This is a genomic window from Pedobacter ginsengiterrae, from assembly GCF_039537385.1.
Lineage (GTDB): Bacteria > Bacteroidota > Bacteroidia > Sphingobacteriales > Sphingobacteriaceae > Pedobacter > Pedobacter ginsengiterrae.
The window spans coordinates 118,714-139,797 of sequence record NZ_BAABAK010000020.1 but is presented as its reverse complement, the minus strand read 5'-3'; the positions used below and the strand labels follow the sequence as shown (position 1 = coordinate 139,797).

The following is a 21,084-nucleotide window of genomic DNA, read 5'->3' as shown; positions in this document are numbered from 1 at the left end:
AATGAAAACGTTAGCCAACCATGTTATCCTTTTCGATAATGAATGCCCAATGTGTTTTGCTTACACAAAAGCGTTTACCAAACTAAAAATGTTACCTGTTGATGGCCGGGAAGCCTATCAGGAAATGCCAGCAGACATTTGCCCATTTGTAGACAAAAAAAGAGCTGCAAACGAAATTGCTCTAGTCAACACAGAAAACGGCGAGGTAATTTATGGCATCCCTGGTTTATTCAAAATTATTGGTCATGCCATGCCTGTTTTTAAACCTTTGTTCGGCTTCGGTCCCTTTCTGTGGATTATGAAAAAGTTTTATGCTTTCATTTCATACAATAGAAAAGTAATAATTCCAGCAAAAGTTAAAGTAAATACCATACAGCCAGATTTTAGGCTTCACTATCGTATTACCTATTTAATTTTAACCTGGTTTATTACCGCTTATATTCTAACTGGGTATGCACATTTATTAACTGATTTTCTCCCACTAGGAAACAGCTACCGTGAATCCTTAATTTGTGGCGGACAAATGTTTTTTCAGGCAGCTGTAATGTTGTTCTACAACAGTAATAAAACGTGGAACTACTTAGGTAATATGATGACGATATCTTTCGCTGGTTCATTGCTACTTTTAATTCCATTAGCGCTTGCAAATTACTTTTATATTGAACCCATATTTTTTATCGCCTATTTTTTAGCAACTGCTGGATTAATGTTTTTAGAGCATTTACGTCGCAGTGAAATTCTAGAGCTAGGCATGATAATGAGCTTTACCTGGGTAATTTATCGATTAATTGTACTGGCTTTAATATTAGCACTGTAAATCATGAAATACAATAAAATAGTACTCGCATGCGGCAATGGTTACTTAGGCGGTGTTTTAGCCAAACATTTTAGCAGCATAGCTGATGAAGTAATCATTCTATCTAGAAAACCGAAAGCCATAGAAGGTAACATTAAAACCATATTATGGGATGGCAAAACTGAAGGCGATTGGGTGAATAATTTAAATGGTGCTAGTTTAATGGTTAATCTCTGCGGAAAAAATGTAAACTGCAGGTACAACGATAAAAATCGTCAGGAAATAATAAACTCTAGAGTGTTACCAACCAACTTGTTAAACCGAGTTATAGAGCAGCTGGAAAGGCCTCCATTGTTATGGATAAATATTACTTCAGCTACCATTTATCGCCATGCAGAAGACCAAGCACAGGATGAAATAACTGGTGAAATCGGTTACGGATTCTCTATTGATGTTTGCAAAATCTGGGAAGAAACCTTTTTCCAGGTTACAAATCCAAAAACACGAAAAATTGCTCTACGACTGGGCATTGTTTTAGGGCGAAAGGACGGAGCTTTTCCACGGTTGCTCAATTTGGTTAAGTTAGGTATAGGCGGCAAACAGGGAGATGGAATGCAATATGTTAGCTGGATACATGAGCAAGATGTTGCTTTGAGTATAGAATGGCTCTTAAATCAAAAAGAAATAAAAGGCGTAGTTAACTGCACTGCACCAGATGCAATTAAAAATAATGAACTGATGAAAAGCCTTCGAAAAGCCTATGGTGTACCATTCGGATTACCAGCGCCAGCGTGGCTTTTAGAAATAGGTGCGAAAATTATTGGTACGGAAACCGAATTGATTTTAAAAAGCAGATGGGTTAAACCTTCTGTTTATTAAATTCTGGCTTTAAATTTCAGTATGGTTTTATTGACAACGCTATACATGATATTTTAAGTTTGAGGATTTAGAGCGACAATCAAACAAGCTGCAGAAACAAAAAAGTCTCGATGAAAATCGAGACTTTGCAAAAGTATAATAGACAAAACTTAATCTACCAAAATATTTTTTTCTGGTGTATTTGTTTCGGGATTTTTAGGTAAGGTTACTTTTAAAACTCCATCAGTGTAAGTCGCAGAAATTTCGTCGTTAAGTACTTTTCCATTTAATGCGAAAGCTCTTTCAAAAGCCTCGTTCCGATATTCTCTTCTGCTAAATGCTTCTGGGTTTTCTACACTTTCGTTTGGCTTATAAGAGATGGTTAAAATATCATCTTTGGTTGCAACCTTTAAGTTTTCTTTAACCAATGCAGGTGCAAATAAGTGAATAATAAAACTGCCTTCTGTTTCTTCAATGTTTACGGGAACGCGTCTAAGTCCAAATCCACGATTAAACATTTCTTGTGCATGTTGTGCGAATCTACCGCCATGGTGGTGTCCGCCAAATCTGCCGCCTTTTGGGCCACAGCCTCTATTCATTTTGCCTGTTTGGCATCTATTTTCGTTGTACATGTTTTTTTAATTTTAATTGTTTACGACTTGTTAATTAATGGCTTATTCGGCCACAAAAATTAATTGGGAACACCAAACTGAGTTTTTGGTATGCCCAATAATTGGGTAATTATATTTGCGTAAGGATAAGCAGGTGCAAATACCGCGTAATCGAATTTTAAACCCTTTATCTGCCCTACGATATCATCTATAAATTTCATCGGTTCGAGCAAGGCGCTAATTAAACCTGACTTTGGCTCTTTATTTTCTTTGTTATTGAAAATATTCAAATCCTGCGCATAAGGTTTAAAATCAGCACCAATTCCTTCAACGGGATTTTTAAATTCATTTGAGCTAAAAAAAGTAACTTCCTTTCCGCTGTGAATTAACTCATCTGCAAAGCTCAAAATCGGCTCAGCTGAAGTATCATAAGGGTTTGATAAAAAGAGTACGCGTGACATAGTTGCTTATTTTACGGGTATAATTTTTTCTGTTGTATCTGCTTTTGTTGTTGCAGTATCAATCAATGTTCTATCGCGATGTGTGTAGCCATGATTTCTGCGGTGCTCATGATTACAATCATGTTCGTGGTAATGCCTGTTTTTAAAATCCAATCTATCGCGATATCCATTTTGAACAGCCAGTACATTTAAGCTGTAAAAAGTAGCACCTGCAACTGCTAAGGCTAATAATATTTTAAATGCTTTCATGTCGGTTAATAATTTACGTTAATGTTATTTTCCACTCCGTTATTTTGAACCGCTGGCTTGTACCATTGTCCATCAATAGGAATAATTTGATTGTAATTACTATTTGCATAGTAAGCATCAAAACGTTGAGCGAAATGTCGGCGCTTGCTATGAGCAAACATTCTGAACACCATTCCAATTACCATTGCAATTAGAATAAACTTAAATATGAATGGAATGAAGAAAGCAGTTGCACCAAGTACAATCCCGAATCCTATAGCTTTTAATATTTTTTTCATGTTGTTATTTCTTGTTTTAATCGTGATGAAGCTATCATGAGTTTTGAAACTTAAGTTTTGACCCTCAACTCATGATGGTTTCATTTGCAATTTCTTGCTATTTAAAAAGGTAGACGGTGGAGATTTATTTTTACTTTAAATAATTTGAAAAATGTTTTCACCTTCCAAGGAAACCTAGTGAATCTTAGTTAAACACCTTAAATAAACTTGTTAGAATCTTATGAGGTAAAACTATTAACCATCTGAAACGTATAAGCACGATTTTAAATATTTGCTGAATTTATCCCATAAAAAAAGCCAGCTTTTCAGCTGGCTTTAAATTATTCTTTATTTCTATGGCCCCATCCGCCACATCTTCGTTTATATTCCTCCTTAAATTTTGCTCGTTCTTCCTCATTCATACTATCCCATTTCGAGCGCAAACCCCATGCTTTTTCACGAAAATGATTGCCAGGGCCACCATTGCCTTTGTTAAAGTTGCCAAATAGAATTCTACACAGCACCAATAAACCAAGCGCCTGCCAAAAATTTATTCGCCCTGCATGAGTTACTTCAGGCAAAATGCAATTCCACAAATACATTACAACATACCCTAATGCAGCGGCAATTAATGCCACAACGGGTAAAAAGAAAATGAATTTCTTGCCCTTGCTAAATTTTCTACTTCTCATCTTCTGCAAATTAATAATTAATAAATTCCTGATATAAATTTTGTAAACGATTACGCAAGTGTTTTACAGCGTAACCTTTTCTCGATATTAACGTTTTGATATTTTCGCCGCTTTCATCGGCCAGTTCCTGAAAAGTGCGGTCTTCTAGTTCATTTTGAACAAAAACATATCGCTGGTTTTCGGGCAATTCTTCTAAAGCAAGAAATAACTGATCCCAAAAAAGTTTCTTTAAACTTTCTTCCTCTGGCGAGAAAGACTCAGCCAATAAAATTTCTCTGAAATTAATTTCGCCATCTTCTCCTTCATAACTAAAATCATCCAATAAAGCTTCCCTTTGCTTACGGTGTTTATCGGTAATTTTGTTGCGAGCTACTCGGTACAACCAACCACTAATCTGCTCAATTGCACCTGCTTCGGGTTGATTGCTTAACTGATACCACACATCCTGCAAAATATCCTCCGCATCCTCATCCGTTTTCACCCGCCCGCGAATGAAACTAAATAAGCGCTTACCATAATTGGCAACCGTAGAGATTATATTTTGAGATTCGTTTGTTGGCACTATTGCTTGCATTATAACCAGTAAACGGATGAAAATTAATATTACTTTAAATTTTCTTTATTTATTTTTTAGAAAGGCAGGTTTCGGTTCATTTTTGAAACAGCAGCCCCGCTCTCGCTTGAATCTTTGTTATCTGTGTTTTGCGAAACCAATTTAAGTATCTGCAACAAAAAAGTATTTCCGCTAAATCGGGCTTAAATAAGTTGGGCTAATCAGTGTAACTTAAAGGATGTGCAGCTATAAAATTTCGTATTAAAAGAGAAAGCACTAAAAATATCAACTAACCACAGCATTAACACCTATTTCAATGCTCCAGTTGGGTTTGTCCCCTTATCCACAATGGTTTTTATATTACCGCTTAAATCAGAAACATATATTTTGCTGTTTGTAAATGGCTTTTCAGCACCACTGAAGAAAATTCTGTCATCGGCGGTTACAAAAACATATGGAGCATTTAAACCTTTTGGCGAAATACGTTCTACCTTTTTACTCGATAAATCCAATACATAAACAGCTTCACTTGGACCCGTCAATCCATTAACAACATCCTTATTGCCCGCATTAAAAATTAATTTCGCACCATCTTTGGTATAAAAAAAGCGATTGCTGCTCGCAATGCTGAAATCACTTCCAATTAAGCTGGCTATAGATTTTGTGTCGATTAATTTTCCGGAAATATCAAAAGTATAAAGGTTAAGCAAATCTTGAGCGAGAAGTTCTTTATCGCTTTTCCAGGTTGGCGAATACACGTTAATTTTCGATGCATTATCCAGTATTACAAATCCCGAATTATCTGCTTTAATTACACCAACTTTCCAAAGTTTTTTATCGTTAAAAATGTTGAAAGCAATTTCATTTCCACTTGCCGACCATACAGCCTGATAATAATTATCGTTATTAACTTTTAATTGCAACTGGCTTTTGTTTTCCATATCTGCAACCCAAATGGTTCTGTGCCCAGCGGTATCGTTTACGGTATAGGCTAGTTTATTTCCATCGGGTGAAATCGCTGGGTCTGTTGCACCGCCGAACGAAATCTGCTTCATGGTATCGATACTTGTAGCTACAATTTTGCTTCCATCCTGGTAAGCTAAGGCAAAATTTTTGCCACTCAACGAAACGGTATCAAGCATTGCTTTTGATTGCTCTTCTGAGCCGCCGTTAGATTTACAGGCAGAAAGTAGCGCAAGGCAAGAAATAAAAAGCGTTGCTAAAAGGATGTTAAACTTAGTCATGTACAATTTTACAAATTGTTTTTAAACAAAAAGATTCAGGCTCTTTGGAAACCTGAATCTGTTGTTTTTATGATTTTAATAAGACTTAACTTTTCTTTTTATCGGCATAACCGAACACTTTTTGTAGCAAAGTAGAACTTCTTGAACTAAAGTTATCTCTTATTTTTAATTCTTCTTTTGCAACTTCTATAAATAAACCATCGATGGCTTTCTGAGTAACATATTCTGTTAAATTCGTATTTACGGGTTTAACTAAAGGCAACCTGTTGTATTGTGAAGTTAAATCGCTGTAGTATTTGGTTGCGTTTACCTTACTTAAACTGGTCGTTACAATCGGACTAAATTTTTGCATCAACTGTGCGGTGGTTACTCGTTTAAAGTATTCTGTTGCCGCATTTTTATTCCCTAAAAGAATGTTTGTTGCATCGGTTAAAGTCATTCCTTTAATCGCCGAAACAAAAATTGGTTTCGCTTCTGTTGCTGCATCTTCTGCGGCACGGTTTAAACTGGTAATTACGTTATCGCAAAGCGAGTTTAAGCCAATACTGCGTAATGTTCTTTCTACTTTTTGTGCTTCTGGAGGCATTAAAATTTTAACCGCCAAATTGCCTAAAAAGCCATCCTTAGCAGATAATCGATCTGCTCCTGCAGAAACACCAATTTGCAAGGCCTCTTTTATACCTTGTCCGATTTCTAAGGTAGAAGGTGTTCCAGTAGCACCCGTTGTAGATTTTTCAGTTACTTTCTTGAAAATATCGCTTAGCTTAAACTGAGCATTGGCCTTTAGGTTTGTAAATAATATTAATGCTAGGGATGCAGATAAAATATTAATTCTCTTCATTTTTTGTGTGTTTAACTTTGCTATGCAAAATAACTGCCATAATTTTTTGTTGGCCACTAAAGATAAGGCTTTGTGGAAAACTGACTTAATTAAATCTTTGATGGAACAATGCAACTGAAGTTTCTTGCACAAATTTGAGTTATTTAAACCCGATTGTAATGAAAATACTTTTTGATGCAGCAACTCTGAATTTGCGTGTTATGCTGAGGCACGAAGCATCTGCTACCTATGAAACAAATGCTTCGTTCATCCAAATGCCAGAAGTTAAAGATTGTAATGAAAAGCGGGATTATCGTAACCAAAAACGTACTGGTTTTGCTTTTCAAAAAACAACTCCAAATGATTTTATAGCAGCGCACTCAGAAATATTTTTTATACTTGAAAGATTATACGATTAAGCGCCCAATTTTTTGAAGTTTATAAAAATAACAGCTGGGAATAACCAGCAAGACGATGCCAAACTAATTGCCGAGTATAAAAACTCGGGCGATTTGGACTCGTTGGGTACGCTTTACAATAAATATATGCATTTGGTTTTCGGGGTTTGCTTAAATTATTTTAAAGATGAGGAGCAGAGTAAAGATGCGGTTATGCAAATTTTTGAAGAACTGGTAACCAAACTCAAAATTCATGAGGTTCAGAATTTTAAAAGCTGGCTGCACGTTTTAACACGAAACCATTGTTTAATGGCACTGCGGAAATCTGCAAAGCAAAATAACGTTTCTATTGATGATACTTTTGTGGAAAATACAGAGTTTGTGCATCTGGATATTGACAATACAAAAGAAACGCAGCTTACCATTATGGAAAAGTGCATGGAAACTTTGCCCGAAGAACAGCGAAAAAGCGTAGATTTATTTTATTTACAAGAAAAATGCTATAAAGAAGTGGCCGATATTACGGGCTACGATATGCTTAAAGTTAAAAGTTACATTCAAAACGGTAAGCGAAATTTGAAAATTTGTATAGAGAAAAATAGTAGTGAATAACGATTGGTTAGATATTGATGTTCTGGAAGGTTACCTGGATGGTAAGCTTGATGCTAAAGCTATGCACTTTGTAGAAAGACAGGCTTTAGAAGATCCTTTTGTTGCCGAAGCTTTAGAAGGGCTTAAACAATCGCCAAAACGCAAGCAAACGCTTTCTATTCTTCAAAAACAACTTCACGATCGAGTTTCTCAAAAACCTGTTAAACGTAAACTTTGGGGCATTACCACGCATCGTTTAAGTATTGCGGCAACCGCTACTGTGGCGTTTATTGCGGTTAGCATCTTGTTTTTCATGCGTGAAACTACTCGCAGAAACAACGAAGTTGCATCGCGAAATGCAAGTGGTGTTATGGTAAATTTAGATTCTAATACAACTATTGCTTCGGTTGAACCAAAAAAAGATGTTGCTGAGGATGTTGCTAAAACTGCCTTAATTGATAAAGCTATTGTTGAGGCCAAAACTGGCGCTTTAGCCAAAAACACTAAATCTGCTCCTGTTTTAAGAAATGCAGAGCGTGAGGCTGCTAGTGAAATACTATCAGATAATATGGCGCCAAGCAAAGCCAAAGCAGAAAGCTTTTCAGAAAGAAAAGCAGTAGCAGAAGAAGCTGTTGTTGCTTCGGCTCCTGTACTTTCGGGAAGTAGTTTGGTTTATAGTGGCAATGTAGTTACGCAAAATGGGCAACCCGTTAAAGGAGCAATTGTAAAACTAGCAAATTCGAAAGCCGTAACAGCGACCAATGCTTATGGATTTTTCTCTTTACCGGTTGACAGTGATTATAAGACTAAAGAGGTTTTGGTTAAGGCACAAGGCTTTAACGACCGAGCAGTTACAACCGATCCTAATGCTATAAGAATGGCGTTAACTGGTGATAGATCTTTAAATGAAATTGCTTTAATTACCAGATCTAACGGGCAAAAAAAGGAAACTGTTGCGCCACAAAAAATTGTTTTACGTGCGGTAGAAAACCTGGATAAATCAATAGGTGAAATTACAAAACCTGTTCCTGTTTCGACTGTAAATTACGAGCAATACTTGGAGAGCAACAATAAACTTTACAATCCAAACGGTCCTGAACAGTATGTTATTTTAAGCTTTAAAGTTAAAAAGAACGGAAGACCAACAAATATCAGCGTAATTAAGTCGCTTAATAAGCAGGCTGATGAAGAGGCAAAACGGCTTATCCAGGCTGGACCAGATTGGGTATTACCTAAAAAAGGTACCGACCTTGTAGAATTGAGTGTTAAGTTTTAACCCATTTGTTTTTAAAACAAGGTTAATCTTATAACACAAAAAACCGATTTATATCTTTCCTCATACCAAAGCCATGTACAAATTACCATACTTTACAACCGATAATCAGGAGGAAATTCTTGATTTTATGCATAATAATACTTTTGTAACCTTGGTAGGTTTCGATGGAGCGTTTCCTGTTGCAACCCAAATCCCAGTTAAAACTGTTATAGATGGAGATTCGATTAAACTAATCGGTCACATTATGACGAAAACTGATCACTTTAACGCTTTTCAGAAAAATAAAAATGTGCTGGCGATCTTTACTGGTGCTCATGCTTACATAAGTGCCTCAGTTTATGAAAATCCAAAGTCTGCTTCCACCTGGAATTACAAAACCGTTCAGGCAAAGGGAATTATCAGACTCTTAAATTCGGAGGAAACTTATCAGGTAATAAAAGATTTAACAGATAAATATGAAAACCCTGAAAGCAGTCCTGCGGCGTTTAATAAAATGGGAGAAGATTATATTCAAAAACATTTGAAAGCGATTACAGGCTTCGAAATCTCAGTTACTAATATCGATCATGTTTTTAAAATGAGTCAGAATCATTCTTCTGCAAATAAAGAAAACATCGTTAAGAATTTGCAACAAAGCGATGATGTTTTAGCGAAAGAAGTGGCTAAGGAGATGAAAGACAATTTATAAGTTTTTCCTTGCCATGTAAGACATCTAAGAAAAAAAAGTACAAACCTTGGATTTCTAATATGGTGAAAACAAAAAGACCCAAGCTTTTCGGCTTAGGTCTTTTGAGTATAATATAAAGGATTTTGTTTTATTTGAAGTAATAAATTGCTGCATAAATAATGGCAGCTAAGGTTGCGGAAACAGGAATGGTTAAAATCCACGCCCAAATTAGGTTAATGGTTACACCCCAACGCACCGCAGATATACTTTTAACAACACCTACACCCACAATCGAACCTGTAATGGTATGCGTAGTAGAAACAGGAATTGCAAAATGCTCTGTAATACCAAGTGTTACAGCACCAGCAGTTTCGGCAGCTACACCTTCCAGCGCAGTAACCTTTGTAATTTTAGAACCCATGGTTTTAACAATTTTCCAACCACCGCTCATTGTACCTAAAGATATAGCAGAGTAACACGCAACTGGCACCCAACCTGGCATTGCTTCGAAGTTAGGAATAACTTTAGCGGCAATTAAGGCCGTTGCAATAATACCCATAACCTTTTGCGCATCATTACCACCGTGGAAAAAACTTAATGCTGCAGAAGATAAAAGTTGCAAGCGTTTAAACCATTTTTCAGCAGTAGCAGGTTTCGCATAGCGACAAACGTTAATAATAACCAATGTTATAATTACCGAAATTACCATACCAATAACTGGTGCTAATACAATAAAAGATACAATTTTCACTACATAACCCATGTTTACAGCATCAAGCGGACTCGCTCCCGTAAGTAAGGCATGTGTCATACCTGCACCAGCAAAACCACCAATTAATGTATGCGATGAACTTGATGGAATACCGTACCACCAGGTTAACAAATTCCATATAATTGCGGCAACCAAACCAGCAAGAATAACCTCTAAAGTGATATAATTTTCGATTACCGTTTTAGCAACCGTGTTGGCCACTTTGTGGTCGGTAAAATAAAAGTATGCTGCAAAATTAAAAAGTGCAGCCCACAAAACAGCCTGAAAAGGCGTTAAAACTTTTGTAGAAACAACTGTTGCAATCGAGTTAGCGGCATCGTGAAAGCCATTAATGTAATCGAAAGCAATAGCCAGAATTACAACAACAACCAATAAGGTAGTTACCATGTTTGTTTTTTATTAAGCGTTTTTAACTAAGATAGTTTCAAGCACGTTCGCTACATCCTCACACTTATCTGTCGCTTTTTCTATCGTTTGTAAAACCTCTTTTTGTTTAATTAATTCAATTGCATTTGTTTCGTATTCAAATAAGCGGGCAACCGCTAAAGTAAATACATAATCAGCTTGGTTTTCACCGCTGTTAATACGAATACAAGCATCAGCAATTACACGTATGTTTTTAAAGCTGCGTAATTCTTTAATTGCTTTATCAATATCAGTACACATTTCTACCAATAACTCAGCAATTTTAACAACTGGCTCACTAATCGCATTCATGTTATACATTTGCATACGATTTGCAGTACCATAAATATAATCAGCAACATCATCAACAGCAGTTGCCAGTTGGTGAATGTCTTCTCTATCAAACGGTGTAATAAAGTTTCTGCTTAATTCAAGGAAAATCGAATGGGTAATATCATCACCAACGTGCTCTAAGCGCTCAATTTCTTTAAAAATTGTTTTTCTGCTTTCAGCATCAGCCGTGCTTACCATTTCTAAAAGAGTTTCTGCAATTTTCAATGCATTGCTACCAGCTTGCTCAAAAAGAGGATGGAATTTTCTATCCTGAGGCGTAAAGAACTTAAAAATATTGTTCATGTTAATTTTTAATATGCTGCAAAGCTACAAGCCCAATGTTAAGTTAATGTTAATTTCTTAATTATATTAAGAAATACTGGGCTGTTTTATAATATATTAAGTCTCTGGTGGTAAATTTAATCGACTGATTTATAAAACTGACAGATCATGAAGTCTAGTTATTTGGAAACGAATGCCAGTTATCACTTCGGAAACTCTAGCCCTGCTATCGCTCCAAGTCCGCATTCGTACCTCAGTTGCGGGCTTTCTGCTTTATCAGATTTAAAAACAAAAGGTATTCAGTTCTTGGCAAATTTCACTTTGCCCATTATACACTTCTAAGAATAAAGAAATATTTTCTTCGTTACCGAAAGCCTTCAGCTATTTGTCACAAGTGTAAATTCAAATCCGTAATTATCTAAAAACAACCAATTATCATTTTCGTAAAAATCTACTAAGTCTATTGATAATCATCTTAATTAAAAAAATTGATGTTAAATTGGCATCATTAAAATGTGATAGAATAATAATGAAATTAGGGTACAAAAAAATAGTTGTTAAAGTTGGGTCGAATGTAATTACGCAAGCTAACGGGTTGCCAGATGAAAGCAGAATCAATCATCTTGTAAATCAACTGGCCGAAGTTAAGCAACAAGGCATCGAAGTCATTTTAGTTTCTTCTGGTGCTGTTGCCTCTGGAAGAAGCTTAATTAAAGTTTCCGAAAAGCAAGATGCAGTAACCACAAGACAGCTATTAGCAGCCATTGGTCAGGTAAAACTGATTAATACCTATTCTAATTTCTTTGCCGAACATCATATAAAGTGTGCGCAGGTTTTAGTTACCAAAGAGGATTTTCGCGATCGGGCACATTATCTTAACATGAAAAACTGTATGCAAATTTTGCTTCAGAATGAGGTAATCCCTGTAGTAAATGAAAATGATGTGGTTTCGGTAACCGAATTAATGTTTACCGATAATGATGAGCTTGCTGGTTTAATTGCTTCAATGTTAAATGCCGATGCATTAATCATCCTTTCAAACGTTAATGGAATCTACAATGGCGATCCGAAGCTCGCTACTTCAGAGGTAATAGAAGAAATCAAAGGCTCGGTTACTAATCTGGCTTCTTTTATACAAACTGGTAAATCATCTTTCGGTCGTGGTGGTATGATTACCAAAACAACGATGGCGCAAAAAGTTGCCAAATTGGGCATTGCAGTTCATATTGCTAACGGAACGAAAGATAATGTGCTTACTTCTTTACTAAATGAAGATTTGGTTCATACCCGATTTGTGCCTGAAAAAATTAAATCAGGTAAAAAGAAATGGATTGCACATTCGGAAACGGCGGCAACTGGAATTGTTAAACTAAATGATGGAGCAAAAATGGTCTTAACATCTGGCAAAGCGACAAGTTTGCTTCCCATCGGCATTATTGAAATACAATCCGATTTTTTAAAAGGCGACATCATCAAAATTATAGATGAAAATAACCAATTAATAGGTTTAGGCATTGCAGAATATGGATCTGATAAAGCGAAAGAAAGAATTGGGCAGAAAAAACAAAAGGCATTAGTGCATTACGATTATTTTTATTCGGCGATTTAAGCTGAAAGTCTAATTTAACCACAAAGTATACAAGAAAAATACACAGAAACACACAAAGCTAGATTCATTTTCTCAATTTCTTTGTGAAATTCTGTGCGCTTTGTGTAAAACTAAAGCATAGAATAATAGCTTGATGCTTGATTGATACTACAAAAATGGAATACAAACAATACTTCGAAAAGGCGCAACTAGCCAGTCGCAAACTGAATGGCGTAAGTAAGGAAAAAACAAATGCTGTTTTAGCCGATTTGGCTGATGCTTTAATTGCAAACACAGGGAATATTTTGCAGGAAAACTTAAAAGACCTTGCAAAAATGCCCGTCGAAGATCCAAAATACGATAGACTAAAGCTTAATGCTGAAAGAATAAAAACCATTGCTGGCGATATCGAAAGCGTAGTGAATTTAACCAGTCCGTTGACAGAAGTTTTATCAGAAAGAATTTTAGATAATGGCTTGAATTTAAAAAAGGTTCGGGTGCCGTTGGGTGTGGTTGGCGTAATTTACGAAGCCCGACCAAATGTTACTGCTGATGTTTTTTCGCTTTGCTTCAAAACGGGAAATGTTGCAGTTTTAAAAGGCGGAAGCGATGCCGAGTTTTCGAACTTAGCCATTTCAAAAGTGATTCAAAGTGTTTTAATCATGCATGAAATCGATCCTAATGTTTTAACCTTATTACCAGCAGAACGAGCAGCCACCGAAGCTTTGCTAAACGCAAGAGGTTTTGTAGATGTATTGATTCCACGCGGCAGTCAATCGTTGATTGATTATGTTCGGGAGAATAGCAAAATCCCTGTAATTGAAACTGGAGCGGGCATTGTTCATACTTATTTTGATGAATCGGGTGATTTAGAAATAGGTAAGGCAATTATTTTTAATGCCAAAACCAGACGGGTGAGTGTTTGTAATTCGTTGGATTGTGTGGTAATCCATGCAAATAGATTGAATAATTTAGCTGAGCTTTTATCGCCTTTGGCTGATGGAAAAGTTGAACTTTTTGCTGATGAGCAAAGCTATGAAATTTTAAAATCAACTTATCCATCAGCACTTTTAAACCCCGCAACTGAAGAACATTTCGGAACGGAATTTTTATCTTTAAAAATGGCAGTTAAAATTGTCGATGGTTTTGATGCAGCCTTAAATCATATTGCAAATTATAGTTCTAAACACAGCGAGGCAATCATTTCCGAAGATACAGAAAATATAACCCGATTTTTAAATGAGGTAGATGCCGCTGCGGTTTACGCCAATGCATCAACAGGATTTACAGATGGCGCTCAGTTTGGTTTAGGTGCGGAAATTGGCATTAGTACCCAAAAACTTCATGCCCGTGGTCCGATGGGATTAGAGGAATTAACCAGTTATAAATGGGTTGTTCGGGGTGATGGGCAAGTGAGGAGATAAAAGGACTCATCGTCATCGAATAGAAATTAATTTTTAGTCTTGGCCAGGCAGGCTTTTTTCTTTTTGACAACAAAAAGAAACAAAATTAACGACTGAAAATTTTTCTATTGAAGTCAGTGATGTGGCTGTGATAACCTATGCTAAAAAAATGTTAAGGCCTTATTATAGTAGAACGATGATTGCTGCTGAAGCTGTGTTAGGCTAAAGAGCAAATCCTCTGATGGTATCGTTTTACATTTAAACCATGACGACTGATGCACTAAATCTCAAATACCTCTCCTTTTTCAGGCGCAACCACATTAAACCCATCTTCCGTTAAAGCTGATGCCAAGCTTTGTAAGCTTTTATCCTCTCCATGAACCAGAAAAACCTTTTTTGGTTGGCCAGTTTGTTTTACCGTTCTAACCAAATCATCATGATCGCCGTGGCCGCTTAGCAAATCGGTTTGGCGAATGGTGGCGTAAACCATCATTTCACGATCTTTAATTCTAACAATTGGCGCACCACTTAAAAGTTTATATCCCAGCGTTCCCTTAGCGCAATAACCAATAAAAAGAATGGTGCAATAATAATTTTGGATGTTGTAATATAAATGATCCTGAATACGCCCACCCTCCAACATTCCTGCAGAAGAAATGATGATGCAGGGATCAAAGTAATTAGAGACATCTTTACTTTCTTTCATGGTTTGAACATAAGCCAAATGCTCAAATTCAAATTCATCGCCCATGGTTTTGTAGAAATCTTTCGCTTCCTGATTAACCAAATTATGGTGTTTTCGGTAAACATCAGTCGCTTGTATGGCCATCGGGCTATCGACAAATATTTGAACAGGAGGTAATAACTTTTTAGTAAAAATTTGGTTTAATGCAAAAACCAATGACTGTGTTCTGCCGATACTAAATGCTGGGATAATTAAACGGCCAGGCGTTTTGATACATGCTTCTTCAATTTCTTTTACCAAACGCTGTTCTAAAGTTTGGTCTTTTGTGTGGTATCGGCCACCATACGTAGATTCACATACAAAATAATCAACCTCAGGTATTGGTTCTGGCTTTACTAAAACAGGATAATTTTCTCTGCCAATATCGCCCGAGAAAGCAATTTTCTTTTCTTCTCCGTTATCGTTTATCGTTAAAATGGCTGCCGCAGCACCCAGCAAATGCCCAACAGGCACAAACGTTAAACTGATATTGCCATTAATTTTGAAAGGCTTGTTGAAAGCAATTGTTACGAAACGATCAATCGTATCCATTACATGTTTATGCAAATACAAAGGTTTCGGACCACTGAAATTACCACGCTTGGTTCTTGGTTTTCTGCTTTGTTTACGTAAAAAAAGTTCAACCGAATCGAACAACAAAATCGAAGTTAAATCGGCGGTCGGCGCTGTACAAAGCACCTGACCATCGAAACCGAGGCGCACCAAGGTTGGTAAATTACCCGAATGGTCGATATGTGCGTGAGTTAAAATAACCAGGTTAATATCGGCCGGATCGAAAGGGAATTGTTGATTATCTTCCTGATAGGTTTCCTTTTCATAATCCAAACCACAATCTATCAGTATTTTATAATGCTCAACTTCGAGCAGGTGCATACTTCCTGTTACCTGTTGCGCCGCACCCCAAAACGTTAACTTCATCTTCTAATCTTTCGGTAAATTGTTTGGTGTAAAGTAATACAAATGACGCGATTTTTAAGCAAGATGGCGTAATTTTTTAGTTAACGAAGCGCTTTCCATCTTTTTGCAGCCTCCAGCAATTGTAATTTTCTTTCCTCAGAAAACGCAAATAAATCCTCGCTTTTGATAACATCTTCATTTAGTAAACCGATAATTGTTGCATAATACATCGAGTTCCTCAAACCATCATATCTAATTGCAATTTTTTTATCAAAATCTTTCACTGCATTAAAAATTGCATAATAATGGGCTCTATTATCTGCAGGTTTTTCAGTCTGCCATTGTTGCAATATGGTGGTAAATTCATTCATTCCTGCTGCAAATTGCCGCTGTAAACCGATTTCAAAAATAGACCTGCAAATTCTGTTTTCCGCTTTAGTAAAATCCATTATTAAAGATAAAAATTTATTTTTTTTAAAATCAAGTGCAGTAGTGCTTTCGTCAGTTTCTCTCCCGTCTTTTGTTTCAAATCCTCTCCCGAGAAAAAATTCGGCATTCCAATTTTCCACTCAAGGGGGTTTAGGTGCCGCAGATAGATGCAATTTTGTAGCAGCTTAAACCCTATTGCAACAGAAATCTCCCATTTAAACATCTGTATTTATTTTTTTTTGGGAATGCTTGCTTGATAGACAGGTTTCTTGAGGAATTGTAGTGAGCGGGACTGTTATCTGCCATGAACTACGGTTATTGATTTCCAAAAAAACTGTAAAAGGTAATTTGTGCTTTCTGGCAAAGCCTTATCTTTACCAAAAAAACTCACCATGCAAGAACCATTTGATATAGAAATAGGCCCGATAAATTATTCGGTTTTTCCTGAGGGAAACGACTCATATACCATTTTTAAAGATGGAAGAGAATACATTCAAATTCAAAAAGATACTTCTTCCATTTGGTTGAAGATGGATTACAAAACCGAACTTCCAATTTTTGAGGAAGATGAAGAAGTGAATGCAATTGGGCAGGCTATTGAAAAATATGTGCCCGAAGAGGAAGATGAAGAAGAATTGGAGTAAAATAAATTTATAGAGGCTGTTTTGTTTTGCAACCTCTATAAATTTAGTTTTATAATAGTTTTAACAATTCTTCGGCTACTTTTTCTGATGATGCTGGGTTTTGACCGGTTACCAATAAACCATCTACAACGGCGTAAGGATTCCAATCTTCTATTTTGGTATAAATTCCACCATTTTTCACCAACATATCTTCTACTAAAAAAGGAACTACTTTCGTTAGCTGAACCGCTTCTTCTTCGGTGTTGGTAAAGCCCGTTACATTTTTACCGTTAACTAAATATGCTCCATCAATTTTAACATCCTTTAATACGCCAGGGGCGTGACAAACAAAGCCAACTGGTTTATTTGCGGTGTAAAAATCGACTATTAATTTTTGAGAGGTAGCACTTTCTGCCAAATCCCAAAGCGGGCCATGTCCTCCAGGATAAAATACAGCATCATAATCCTCCATTTTCACCTCTGCTAAGGGAATTGTGTGCTTTAATTTATTTAACAGAACGGTGTCTTTATCCATTCTTGTTGTGGTGTCGGTTTGAAATGTTGGATCTTCGCTTTTAGGGTCTATAGGTGGTTGACCTCCTTTTGGCGATGAAAGCGTGATTTCGATTCCTTTATCTGTTAAAGTATAATATGGGGCAGCTAATTCTTCTGACCAAAAACCTGTTTTTAAACCTGTGTTTCCTAATTCATCGTGGCTCGTAAGCACGAATAAAACTTTCTTATTCATATATTTTTATCCTAAGTGTATGACAAAATTAGGGCTAAAATGTTCGCCTGCACAGGACTTGAATCACAGATTTTTTGTGAGTCAAATCACAATTTTGTAGAAAGCCTGCTCAGTGTTTCTCTCGAAATACCCAAATAGGCTGCAATAACGGTTTTAGAAACCCGCTGAGAAAGTTGTGGATATTGGCGAGACAATTGCTCAAATCTTTCTTTAGGGCTAGTTGTTAGTAACGATAAAATTCTTTGCTGCAATGCAACATAACCAGAACTATTTTTTATCCTAAAAAAATGCTCCATTTTGTGGCTTTCATTGCAAAGTTTATCTAAATTTTCTTTTGAGATAGAAAGGAGCTCTACATTTTCTAAACAGATAATATTTATAATTGATTTAACGTTGCTGTAGAAAGCCTGGAAGTCTGAAATCCACCAGTTTTCCATAGCAAACTGAATGATATATTCCTTACCATTTGCATCTGTAAATGTTGCTTTTAAAAGTCCTTTAATTACAAAATAGATATTTTTTACTTGTTCATCTTCTTGAATTAGATACTGATGCTTTTTAAAATGTTTAAACTTGAAATGGCTATTAATATGTGCAAACTCTTCATCAGTTAGTAAAACAACTTCCTCAATATGTTTTTTTAGTTCAGCACTCATTTTATAAATCTAGATAAATTCGGAACTTAACACGATTTTTTCTTAAAAAAGTATGTTAAAAATATTGGGCAAAAAAAAATCCCGATTCACATCGGGATTTTTTGAAAGTTTAAAATATTATCTTGTACAATCGGCTGTCCAGGTACCATTACTGTTCGAAACTGCCATTTTTAAAGAGCTGGCATCGATGGTAATTCCAATTAAACCTGTACCAACACTTACATAAGTATTTCCGCTTTCCTGAAATTTAACCCCTGTAATATCAGGAATGTTGTTACCAAAAAAGAAACTGTACGTATCACTTACTTTAGTTACGGTTACTTTACCGTCGGTGCTGTTGGTTACAGTCTGTCCATTTCGGTAAGAAACTGTTCCCTTATAAGTTCCAACGAAAAAATCGCGATCTGCTGGATCGGTGTCTTTTTTACACGATACCATTACTGTTAGTGCTATTAAAAGCATGCTGAAAATTTGAACTGTCTTTTTCATTTTATTGTTTTTCAATGTTAAAATCTGCTGTGGTAGACAACCGATCTGTTTAGTTAAATGTAACAGCGTAATTACAACCACTGTGCCAAAAGGCTTATTTATCCATTGAAAAAGCCATCAAAATTTAAGAAAAAGAAACATTTTAGTAATTTAAAATGCTGATAGATAGATGATTAATTTAAATTATTACTTTCCATTCATGCATAGTAATAATTTGAATTAATCAAGAAACTTAATATCCTTAAACAATTAATACTGTTCAGTTATAAGGAAGAGAGAGCAAAAAAACTATTTAAATTTTTCATAAATGTAAGATATCAAGTCGCTACCATAAAGGAATGATAGGGAAACAATCGCCAGTAGCAATAAAAAAAGAAACATTCTTTTTAAAAAAAGCTTTACTCGATTTTCATCATTGATGAATTTATAATCGGCTATCAGGAAAATTAAACCTGCAATTATACCCGATGGAATTCCTAACCAAAAGGCCAATAGTGTAGAAAGAAAGCCAAGAGGGTAAAACAACATCCAGGCGCAGAAACTAAAAATGGAGCTAAAAATTAGAAACAGCAAACCTTGAAAGAAATTCGTGCCCATCAAGCCATACATAAGCACCAACAGGCCAATGGCCAAGGAGATATAGGTGTAAACGAAATCTGAAATGAAATTGCTTTCGTGTTTTTCGAATGGAAAAATGATGCACAAACTCATTAAAAGAATAACCACACCAACAATTAGATAGGTTTTTCTATCTCTTATTAGCGCGGCTAAGTTTTTGTTTTTACGCATCAATATCGTTTAAAAATAGCTTTCAGTACCATACTTGCTGGCTTACAATTTACTTAACACCCACCCACCATTGTCGAAAAACTTGCTTGTCGCTTTTTAAATAAACAAACTCACCAATAACGGGCGTTACCAATGGAATTTTCGTTGTTTTGTTTAACGCTGTAATTTTTGTCAAAGGTTCATCCCAGGGGTGATTGGCTAAAACAAATTTCGAAGAATGTACGGGAAATAATCGCTTTGCATTTAAATCTTTTGCCGCTTTTAAAACTTCGGCAGGCTGCAAGTGAATGTATTTCCATTTTACATCGTATTGACCATCTTCGAGTATGGCCAAATCAATCGGACCGAATTTTTTACCTATTTCTGCAAAGTGCGTATCGTAACCACTATCGCCACCGATATAGATTTTCATTGTTGGGCTTTGTAATACATACGACATCCATAGCGTATTATTTCTGGTAAAGCCTCGGCCCGAGAAATGTCTTGCTGGTGTAGTATGAATGAAAAATCCTCCGCCAAAATCAATGGTTTCGTTCCAATCCTTTTCTAAAATATTTTCGGGTTTATAGCCCCATTCTTCAAAATCTGCACCAACACCTAAACCGCAAATTACTTTTTGGGTTTTGGCTCTGAGTTTAATTAAAGTCTCATAGTCAACATGATCATAGTGGTCGTGAGAAAGAATAATATAATCGATGTTTGGTAAATCCTCTACTCTGTATCGATCTGTTCCTTTAAATGCAACAACTGTTCCTGGAATAGGTGAAGCATTGCCACTAAAAACTGGATCAACCAAAATGCGTTTTCCATCTAATTGAATAAAATAAGAGGAATGGCCAAACCAAACCAGCACATTTGAATCTATTGGTAGTTTCAATAAATCTACCTTTTGCGATGGAATACTATCAACTGGCGTTAATCTTGGGTAGTTGGTGAATAATTTATCGGCAATAATTCCCAGGGTGTTGTAACCCTCGGTTACCGCTGGAGTGTTATTAATATTTTGAAAAACACCATCTTTAAAATTTGGTGATTTTTTCATGCGCTCTAATCTTGCACCTTCTGCCGCTTTACCAAATAAAGGCTTTTTCAAATAAAAATAGGTAGTCAAAAAAAGTAATACTATTAGCGTACTTAGAATGATAAAAAACCATTTTATCGTTTTAATAATTTTATGCTTCATAGAAAAATTGTAGCGAAATTTTATTCAAAGTAATGCAAATATTGATGCAAATTACTCGGTTTGAGAAAATTGACAGTGTTCTGTACATTCTTTCTAACAGTTAGTCTCGAATTATATTAAAATTACCGTGTAAAAAACCGATCGTGGCAATAATGACGACTAAAATTCCAAAGAAGATTAGTAGCGTGGAAATTATCTGCCAAAATTTCTCGCCTGATTTACACCTAATGCCTGTTATCGCAATTGATGGGAATTTCTGCATAAGTTTT

Annotated in this window: 27 protein-coding genes; 10 read left to right on the top strand and 17 right to left on the bottom strand. The window is 35.9% G+C overall.

Annotated elements, in window-relative coordinates; genetic code table 11:
- The first annotated feature begins 1 nt into the window (after position 1).
- Complete coding sequence (locus ABD692_RS19280; RefSeq protein ID WP_344769594.1) at positions 2–817, top strand: thiol-disulfide oxidoreductase DCC family protein; 816 nt, start codon at positions 2–4, stop codon at positions 815–817.
- A gap of 3 nt (positions 818–820) precedes the next feature.
- Complete coding sequence (locus tag ABD692_RS19275) at positions 821–1,675, top strand: TIGR01777 family oxidoreductase (RefSeq protein ID WP_344769592.1); 855 nt, start codon at positions 821–823, stop codon at positions 1,673–1,675.
- A 149-nt stretch (positions 1,676–1,824) separates the two neighbouring features.
- Here the strand turns inward: ABD692_RS19275 and ABD692_RS19270 are convergent, their stop codons facing one another.
- The 8 genes from ABD692_RS19270 to ABD692_RS19235 all read right to left on the bottom strand — a co-directional run bounded on the left by ABD692_RS19270 (position 1,825) and on the right by ABD692_RS19235 (position 6,562).
- Positions 1,825–2,253: an Hsp20/alpha crystallin family protein gene (locus tag ABD692_RS19270; protein ID WP_344769590.1), complete on the bottom strand. Its 429-nt coding sequence runs from the start codon at positions 2,251–2,253 to the stop codon at positions 1,825–1,827.
- Between the two features lie 92 nt (positions 2,254–2,345).
- The gene (locus tag ABD692_RS19265; protein WP_344769588.1) at positions 2,346–2,726 is read right to left on the bottom strand and encodes a glycosyltransferase family protein; all 381 of its coding nucleotides are present in this window, start codon (positions 2,724–2,726) and stop codon (positions 2,346–2,348) included.
- Positions 2,727–2,732: 6 nt separating this feature from the next.
- Positions 2,733–2,975, bottom strand: a complete 243-nt coding sequence (locus ABD692_RS19260) for a hypothetical protein (RefSeq protein WP_344769586.1) — start codon at positions 2,973–2,975, stop codon at positions 2,733–2,735.
- A gap of 5 nt (positions 2,976–2,980) precedes the next feature.
- On the bottom strand, positions 2,981–3,253 hold the full coding sequence (locus ABD692_RS19255) for a hypothetical protein (protein ID WP_316764111.1): 273 nt from the start codon (positions 3,251–3,253) through the stop codon (positions 2,981–2,983).
- A 320-nt stretch (positions 3,254–3,573) separates the two neighbouring features.
- Positions 3,574–3,924: a hypothetical protein gene (locus ABD692_RS19250; protein WP_344769584.1), complete on the bottom strand. Its 351-nt coding sequence runs from the start codon at positions 3,922–3,924 to the stop codon at positions 3,574–3,576.
- Positions 3,925–3,934: 10 nt separating this feature from the next.
- Positions 3,935–4,498, bottom strand: coding sequence for an RNA polymerase sigma factor (locus ABD692_RS19245; protein WP_316764117.1), 564 nt, complete (start codon positions 4,496–4,498; stop codon positions 3,935–3,937).
- A gap of 287 nt (positions 4,499–4,785) precedes the next feature.
- Positions 4,786–5,721: a TolB-like translocation protein gene (locus tag ABD692_RS19240; RefSeq protein ID WP_344769581.1), complete on the bottom strand. Its 936-nt coding sequence runs from the start codon at positions 5,719–5,721 to the stop codon at positions 4,786–4,788.
- A gap of 85 nt (positions 5,722–5,806) precedes the next feature.
- A complete protein-coding gene (locus ABD692_RS19235; protein ID WP_344769579.1) occupies positions 5,807–6,562 on the bottom strand; it encodes a DUF4197 domain-containing protein in 756 nt (251 codons plus the stop codon).
- A gap of 158 nt (positions 6,563–6,720) precedes the next feature.
- Here ABD692_RS19235 and ABD692_RS19230 point away from each other — a divergent pair, with 158 nt between their 5' ends.
- The 4 genes from ABD692_RS19230 to ABD692_RS19215 all read left to right on the top strand — a co-directional run bounded on the left by ABD692_RS19230 (position 6,721) and on the right by ABD692_RS19215 (position 9,494).
- Positions 6,721–6,960: a hypothetical protein gene (locus ABD692_RS19230; RefSeq protein WP_344769577.1), complete on the top strand. Its 240-nt coding sequence runs from the start codon at positions 6,721–6,723 to the stop codon at positions 6,958–6,960.
- 12 nt (positions 6,961–6,972) lie between these two features.
- Positions 6,973–7,551, top strand: coding sequence for an RNA polymerase sigma factor (locus tag ABD692_RS19225; protein ID WP_316764128.1), 579 nt, complete (start codon positions 6,973–6,975; stop codon positions 7,549–7,551).
- Positions 7,544–8,806 (top strand): energy transducer TonB, encoded by a 1,263-nt coding sequence (locus tag ABD692_RS19220; RefSeq protein WP_344769574.1) that lies wholly within the window; start codon positions 7,544–7,546, stop codon positions 8,804–8,806. Before ABD692_RS19225 ends, ABD692_RS19220 begins: the two co-directional genes overlap by 8 nt.
- Before the next feature lie 73 nt (positions 8,807–8,879).
- Complete coding sequence (locus tag ABD692_RS19215; protein WP_344769572.1) at positions 8,880–9,494, top strand: FMN-binding negative transcriptional regulator; 615 nt, start codon at positions 8,880–8,882, stop codon at positions 9,492–9,494.
- Positions 9,495–9,621: 127 nt separating this feature from the next.
- Here the strand turns inward: ABD692_RS19215 and ABD692_RS19210 are convergent, their stop codons facing one another.
- The gene (locus ABD692_RS19210) at positions 9,622–10,632 is read right to left on the bottom strand and encodes an inorganic phosphate transporter (protein ID WP_316764137.1); all 1,011 of its coding nucleotides are present in this window, start codon (positions 10,630–10,632) and stop codon (positions 9,622–9,624) included.
- A gap of 12 nt (positions 10,633–10,644) precedes the next feature.
- Positions 10,645–11,286 carry a DUF47 domain-containing protein gene (locus ABD692_RS19205; protein ID WP_316764141.1) on the bottom strand — a complete coding sequence of 214 codons (642 nt, stop codon included), beginning with the start codon at positions 11,284–11,286 and terminating at the stop codon, positions 10,645–10,647.
- A gap of 147 nt (positions 11,287–11,433) precedes the next feature.
- Between ABD692_RS19205 and ABD692_RS19200 the strand changes: the two genes are divergently transcribed.
- The 3 genes from ABD692_RS19200 to ABD692_RS19190 all read left to right on the top strand — a co-directional run bounded on the left by ABD692_RS19200 (position 11,434) and on the right by ABD692_RS19190 (position 14,277).
- Complete coding sequence (locus tag ABD692_RS19200) at positions 11,434–11,607, top strand: hypothetical protein (protein ID WP_344769568.1); 174 nt, start codon at positions 11,434–11,436, stop codon at positions 11,605–11,607.
- A gap of 187 nt (positions 11,608–11,794) precedes the next feature.
- A complete protein-coding gene (proB, locus tag ABD692_RS19195; RefSeq protein WP_344769566.1) occupies positions 11,795–12,874 on the top strand; it encodes a glutamate 5-kinase in 1,080 nt (359 codons plus the stop codon).
- Positions 12,875–13,029: 155 nt separating this feature from the next.
- Positions 13,030–14,277 (top strand): glutamate-5-semialdehyde dehydrogenase, encoded by a 1,248-nt coding sequence (locus tag ABD692_RS19190; protein WP_344769564.1) that lies wholly within the window; start codon positions 13,030–13,032, stop codon positions 14,275–14,277.
- A 259-nt stretch (positions 14,278–14,536) separates the two neighbouring features.
- Here ABD692_RS19190 and ABD692_RS19185 read toward each other — a convergent pair whose 3' ends face one another.
- Together ABD692_RS19185 and ABD692_RS19180 are read right to left on the bottom strand one after the other, a co-directional pair.
- Entirely contained in the window at positions 14,537–15,919 is a 1,383-nt protein-coding gene (locus ABD692_RS19185) for an MBL fold metallo-hydrolase RNA specificity domain-containing protein (RefSeq protein ID WP_344769562.1), read from the bottom strand.
- 80 nt (positions 15,920–15,999) lie between these two features.
- Positions 16,000–16,467 (bottom strand): hypothetical protein, encoded by a 468-nt coding sequence (locus tag ABD692_RS19180; protein WP_344769560.1) that lies wholly within the window; start codon positions 16,465–16,467, stop codon positions 16,000–16,002.
- Positions 16,468–16,719: 252 nt separating this feature from the next.
- Between ABD692_RS19180 and ABD692_RS19175 the strand changes: the two genes are divergently transcribed.
- A complete protein-coding gene (locus tag ABD692_RS19175) occupies positions 16,720–16,971 on the top strand; it encodes a hypothetical protein (protein ID WP_316764159.1) in 252 nt (83 codons plus the stop codon).
- A 49-nt stretch (positions 16,972–17,020) separates the two neighbouring features.
- Here the strand turns inward: ABD692_RS19175 and ABD692_RS19170 are convergent, their stop codons facing one another.
- The 5 genes from ABD692_RS19170 to ABD692_RS19150 form a co-directional block, all read right to left on the bottom strand.
- The gene (locus ABD692_RS19170) at positions 17,021–17,698 is read right to left on the bottom strand and encodes a type 1 glutamine amidotransferase domain-containing protein (protein ID WP_344769558.1); all 678 of its coding nucleotides are present in this window, start codon (positions 17,696–17,698) and stop codon (positions 17,021–17,023) included.
- 86 nt (positions 17,699–17,784) lie between these two features.
- Positions 17,785–18,354 (bottom strand): Crp/Fnr family transcriptional regulator, encoded by a 570-nt coding sequence (locus ABD692_RS19165; RefSeq protein ID WP_316764163.1) that lies wholly within the window; start codon positions 18,352–18,354, stop codon positions 17,785–17,787.
- Between the two features lie 117 nt (positions 18,355–18,471).
- Positions 18,472–18,843, bottom strand: coding sequence for a hypothetical protein (locus ABD692_RS19160; protein WP_316764165.1), 372 nt, complete (start codon positions 18,841–18,843; stop codon positions 18,472–18,474).
- Positions 18,844–19,131: 288 nt separating this feature from the next.
- The gene (locus tag ABD692_RS19155) at positions 19,132–19,632 is read right to left on the bottom strand and encodes a hypothetical protein (RefSeq protein WP_344769554.1); all 501 of its coding nucleotides are present in this window, start codon (positions 19,630–19,632) and stop codon (positions 19,132–19,134) included.
- A 49-nt stretch (positions 19,633–19,681) separates the two neighbouring features.
- Positions 19,682–20,725, bottom strand: coding sequence for an MBL fold metallo-hydrolase (locus ABD692_RS19150; RefSeq protein WP_344769552.1), 1,044 nt, complete (start codon positions 20,723–20,725; stop codon positions 19,682–19,684).
- Positions 20,726–21,084 lie beyond the last annotated feature (359 nt).

Excerpts from the sequence above, each read along its gene's own strand:
- ABD692_RS19280 (WP_344769594.1), top strand. The coding sequence starts at position 2 with ATGAAAACGTTAGCCAACCATGTTATCCTTTTCGATAATGAATGCCCA.
- ABD692_RS19275 (WP_344769592.1), top strand. The coding sequence starts at position 821 with ATGAAATACAATAAAATAGTACTCGCATGCGGCAATGGTTACTTAGGC.
- ABD692_RS19270 (WP_344769590.1), bottom strand. The coding sequence starts at position 2,253 with ATGAATAGAGGCTGTGGCCCAAAAGGCGGCAGATTTGGCGGACACCAC.
- ABD692_RS19265 (WP_344769588.1), bottom strand. The coding sequence starts at position 2,726 with ATGTCACGCGTACTCTTTTTATCAAACCCTTATGATACTTCAGCTGAG.
- ABD692_RS19260 (WP_344769586.1), bottom strand. The coding sequence starts at position 2,975 with ATGAAAGCATTTAAAATATTATTAGCCTTAGCAGTTGCAGGTGCTACT.
- ABD692_RS19255 (WP_316764111.1), bottom strand. The coding sequence starts at position 3,253 with ATGAAAAAAATATTAAAAGCTATAGGATTCGGGATTGTACTTGGTGCA.
- ABD692_RS19250 (WP_344769584.1), bottom strand. The coding sequence starts at position 3,924 with ATGAGAAGTAGAAAATTTAGCAAGGGCAAGAAATTCATTTTCTTTTTA.
- ABD692_RS19245 (WP_316764117.1), bottom strand. The coding sequence starts at position 4,498 with ATGCAAGCAATAGTGCCAACAAACGAATCTCAAAATATAATCTCTACG.
- ABD692_RS19240 (WP_344769581.1), bottom strand. The coding sequence starts at position 5,721 with ATGACTAAGTTTAACATCCTTTTAGCAACGCTTTTTATTTCTTGCCTT.
- ABD692_RS19235 (WP_344769579.1), bottom strand. The coding sequence starts at position 6,562 with ATGAAGAGAATTAATATTTTATCTGCATCCCTAGCATTAATATTATTT.
- ABD692_RS19230 (WP_344769577.1), top strand. The coding sequence starts at position 6,721 with ATGAAAATACTTTTTGATGCAGCAACTCTGAATTTGCGTGTTATGCTG.
- ABD692_RS19215 (WP_344769572.1), top strand. The coding sequence starts at position 8,880 with ATGTACAAATTACCATACTTTACAACCGATAATCAGGAGGAAATTCTT.
- ABD692_RS19210 (WP_316764137.1), bottom strand. The coding sequence starts at position 10,632 with ATGGTAACTACCTTATTGGTTGTTGTTGTAATTCTGGCTATTGCTTTC.
- ABD692_RS19205 (WP_316764141.1), bottom strand. The coding sequence starts at position 11,286 with ATGAACAATATTTTTAAGTTCTTTACGCCTCAGGATAGAAAATTCCAT.
- ABD692_RS19200 (WP_344769568.1), top strand. The coding sequence starts at position 11,434 with ATGAAGTCTAGTTATTTGGAAACGAATGCCAGTTATCACTTCGGAAAC.
- proB (WP_344769566.1), top strand. The coding sequence starts at position 11,795 with ATGAAATTAGGGTACAAAAAAATAGTTGTTAAAGTTGGGTCGAATGTA.
- ABD692_RS19190 (WP_344769564.1), top strand. The coding sequence starts at position 13,030 with ATGGAATACAAACAATACTTCGAAAAGGCGCAACTAGCCAGTCGCAAA.
- ABD692_RS19185 (WP_344769562.1), bottom strand. The coding sequence starts at position 15,919 with ATGAAGTTAACGTTTTGGGGTGCGGCGCAACAGGTAACAGGAAGTATG.
- ABD692_RS19175 (WP_316764159.1), top strand. The coding sequence starts at position 16,720 with ATGCAAGAACCATTTGATATAGAAATAGGCCCGATAAATTATTCGGTT.
- ABD692_RS19170 (WP_344769558.1), bottom strand. The coding sequence starts at position 17,698 with ATGAATAAGAAAGTTTTATTCGTGCTTACGAGCCACGATGAATTAGGA.
- ABD692_RS19165 (WP_316764163.1), bottom strand. The coding sequence starts at position 18,354 with ATGAGTGCTGAACTAAAAAAACATATTGAGGAAGTTGTTTTACTAACT.
- ABD692_RS19160 (WP_316764165.1), bottom strand. The coding sequence starts at position 18,843 with ATGAAAAAGACAGTTCAAATTTTCAGCATGCTTTTAATAGCACTAACA.
- ABD692_RS19155 (WP_344769554.1), bottom strand. The coding sequence starts at position 19,632 with ATGCGTAAAAACAAAAACTTAGCCGCGCTAATAAGAGATAGAAAAACC.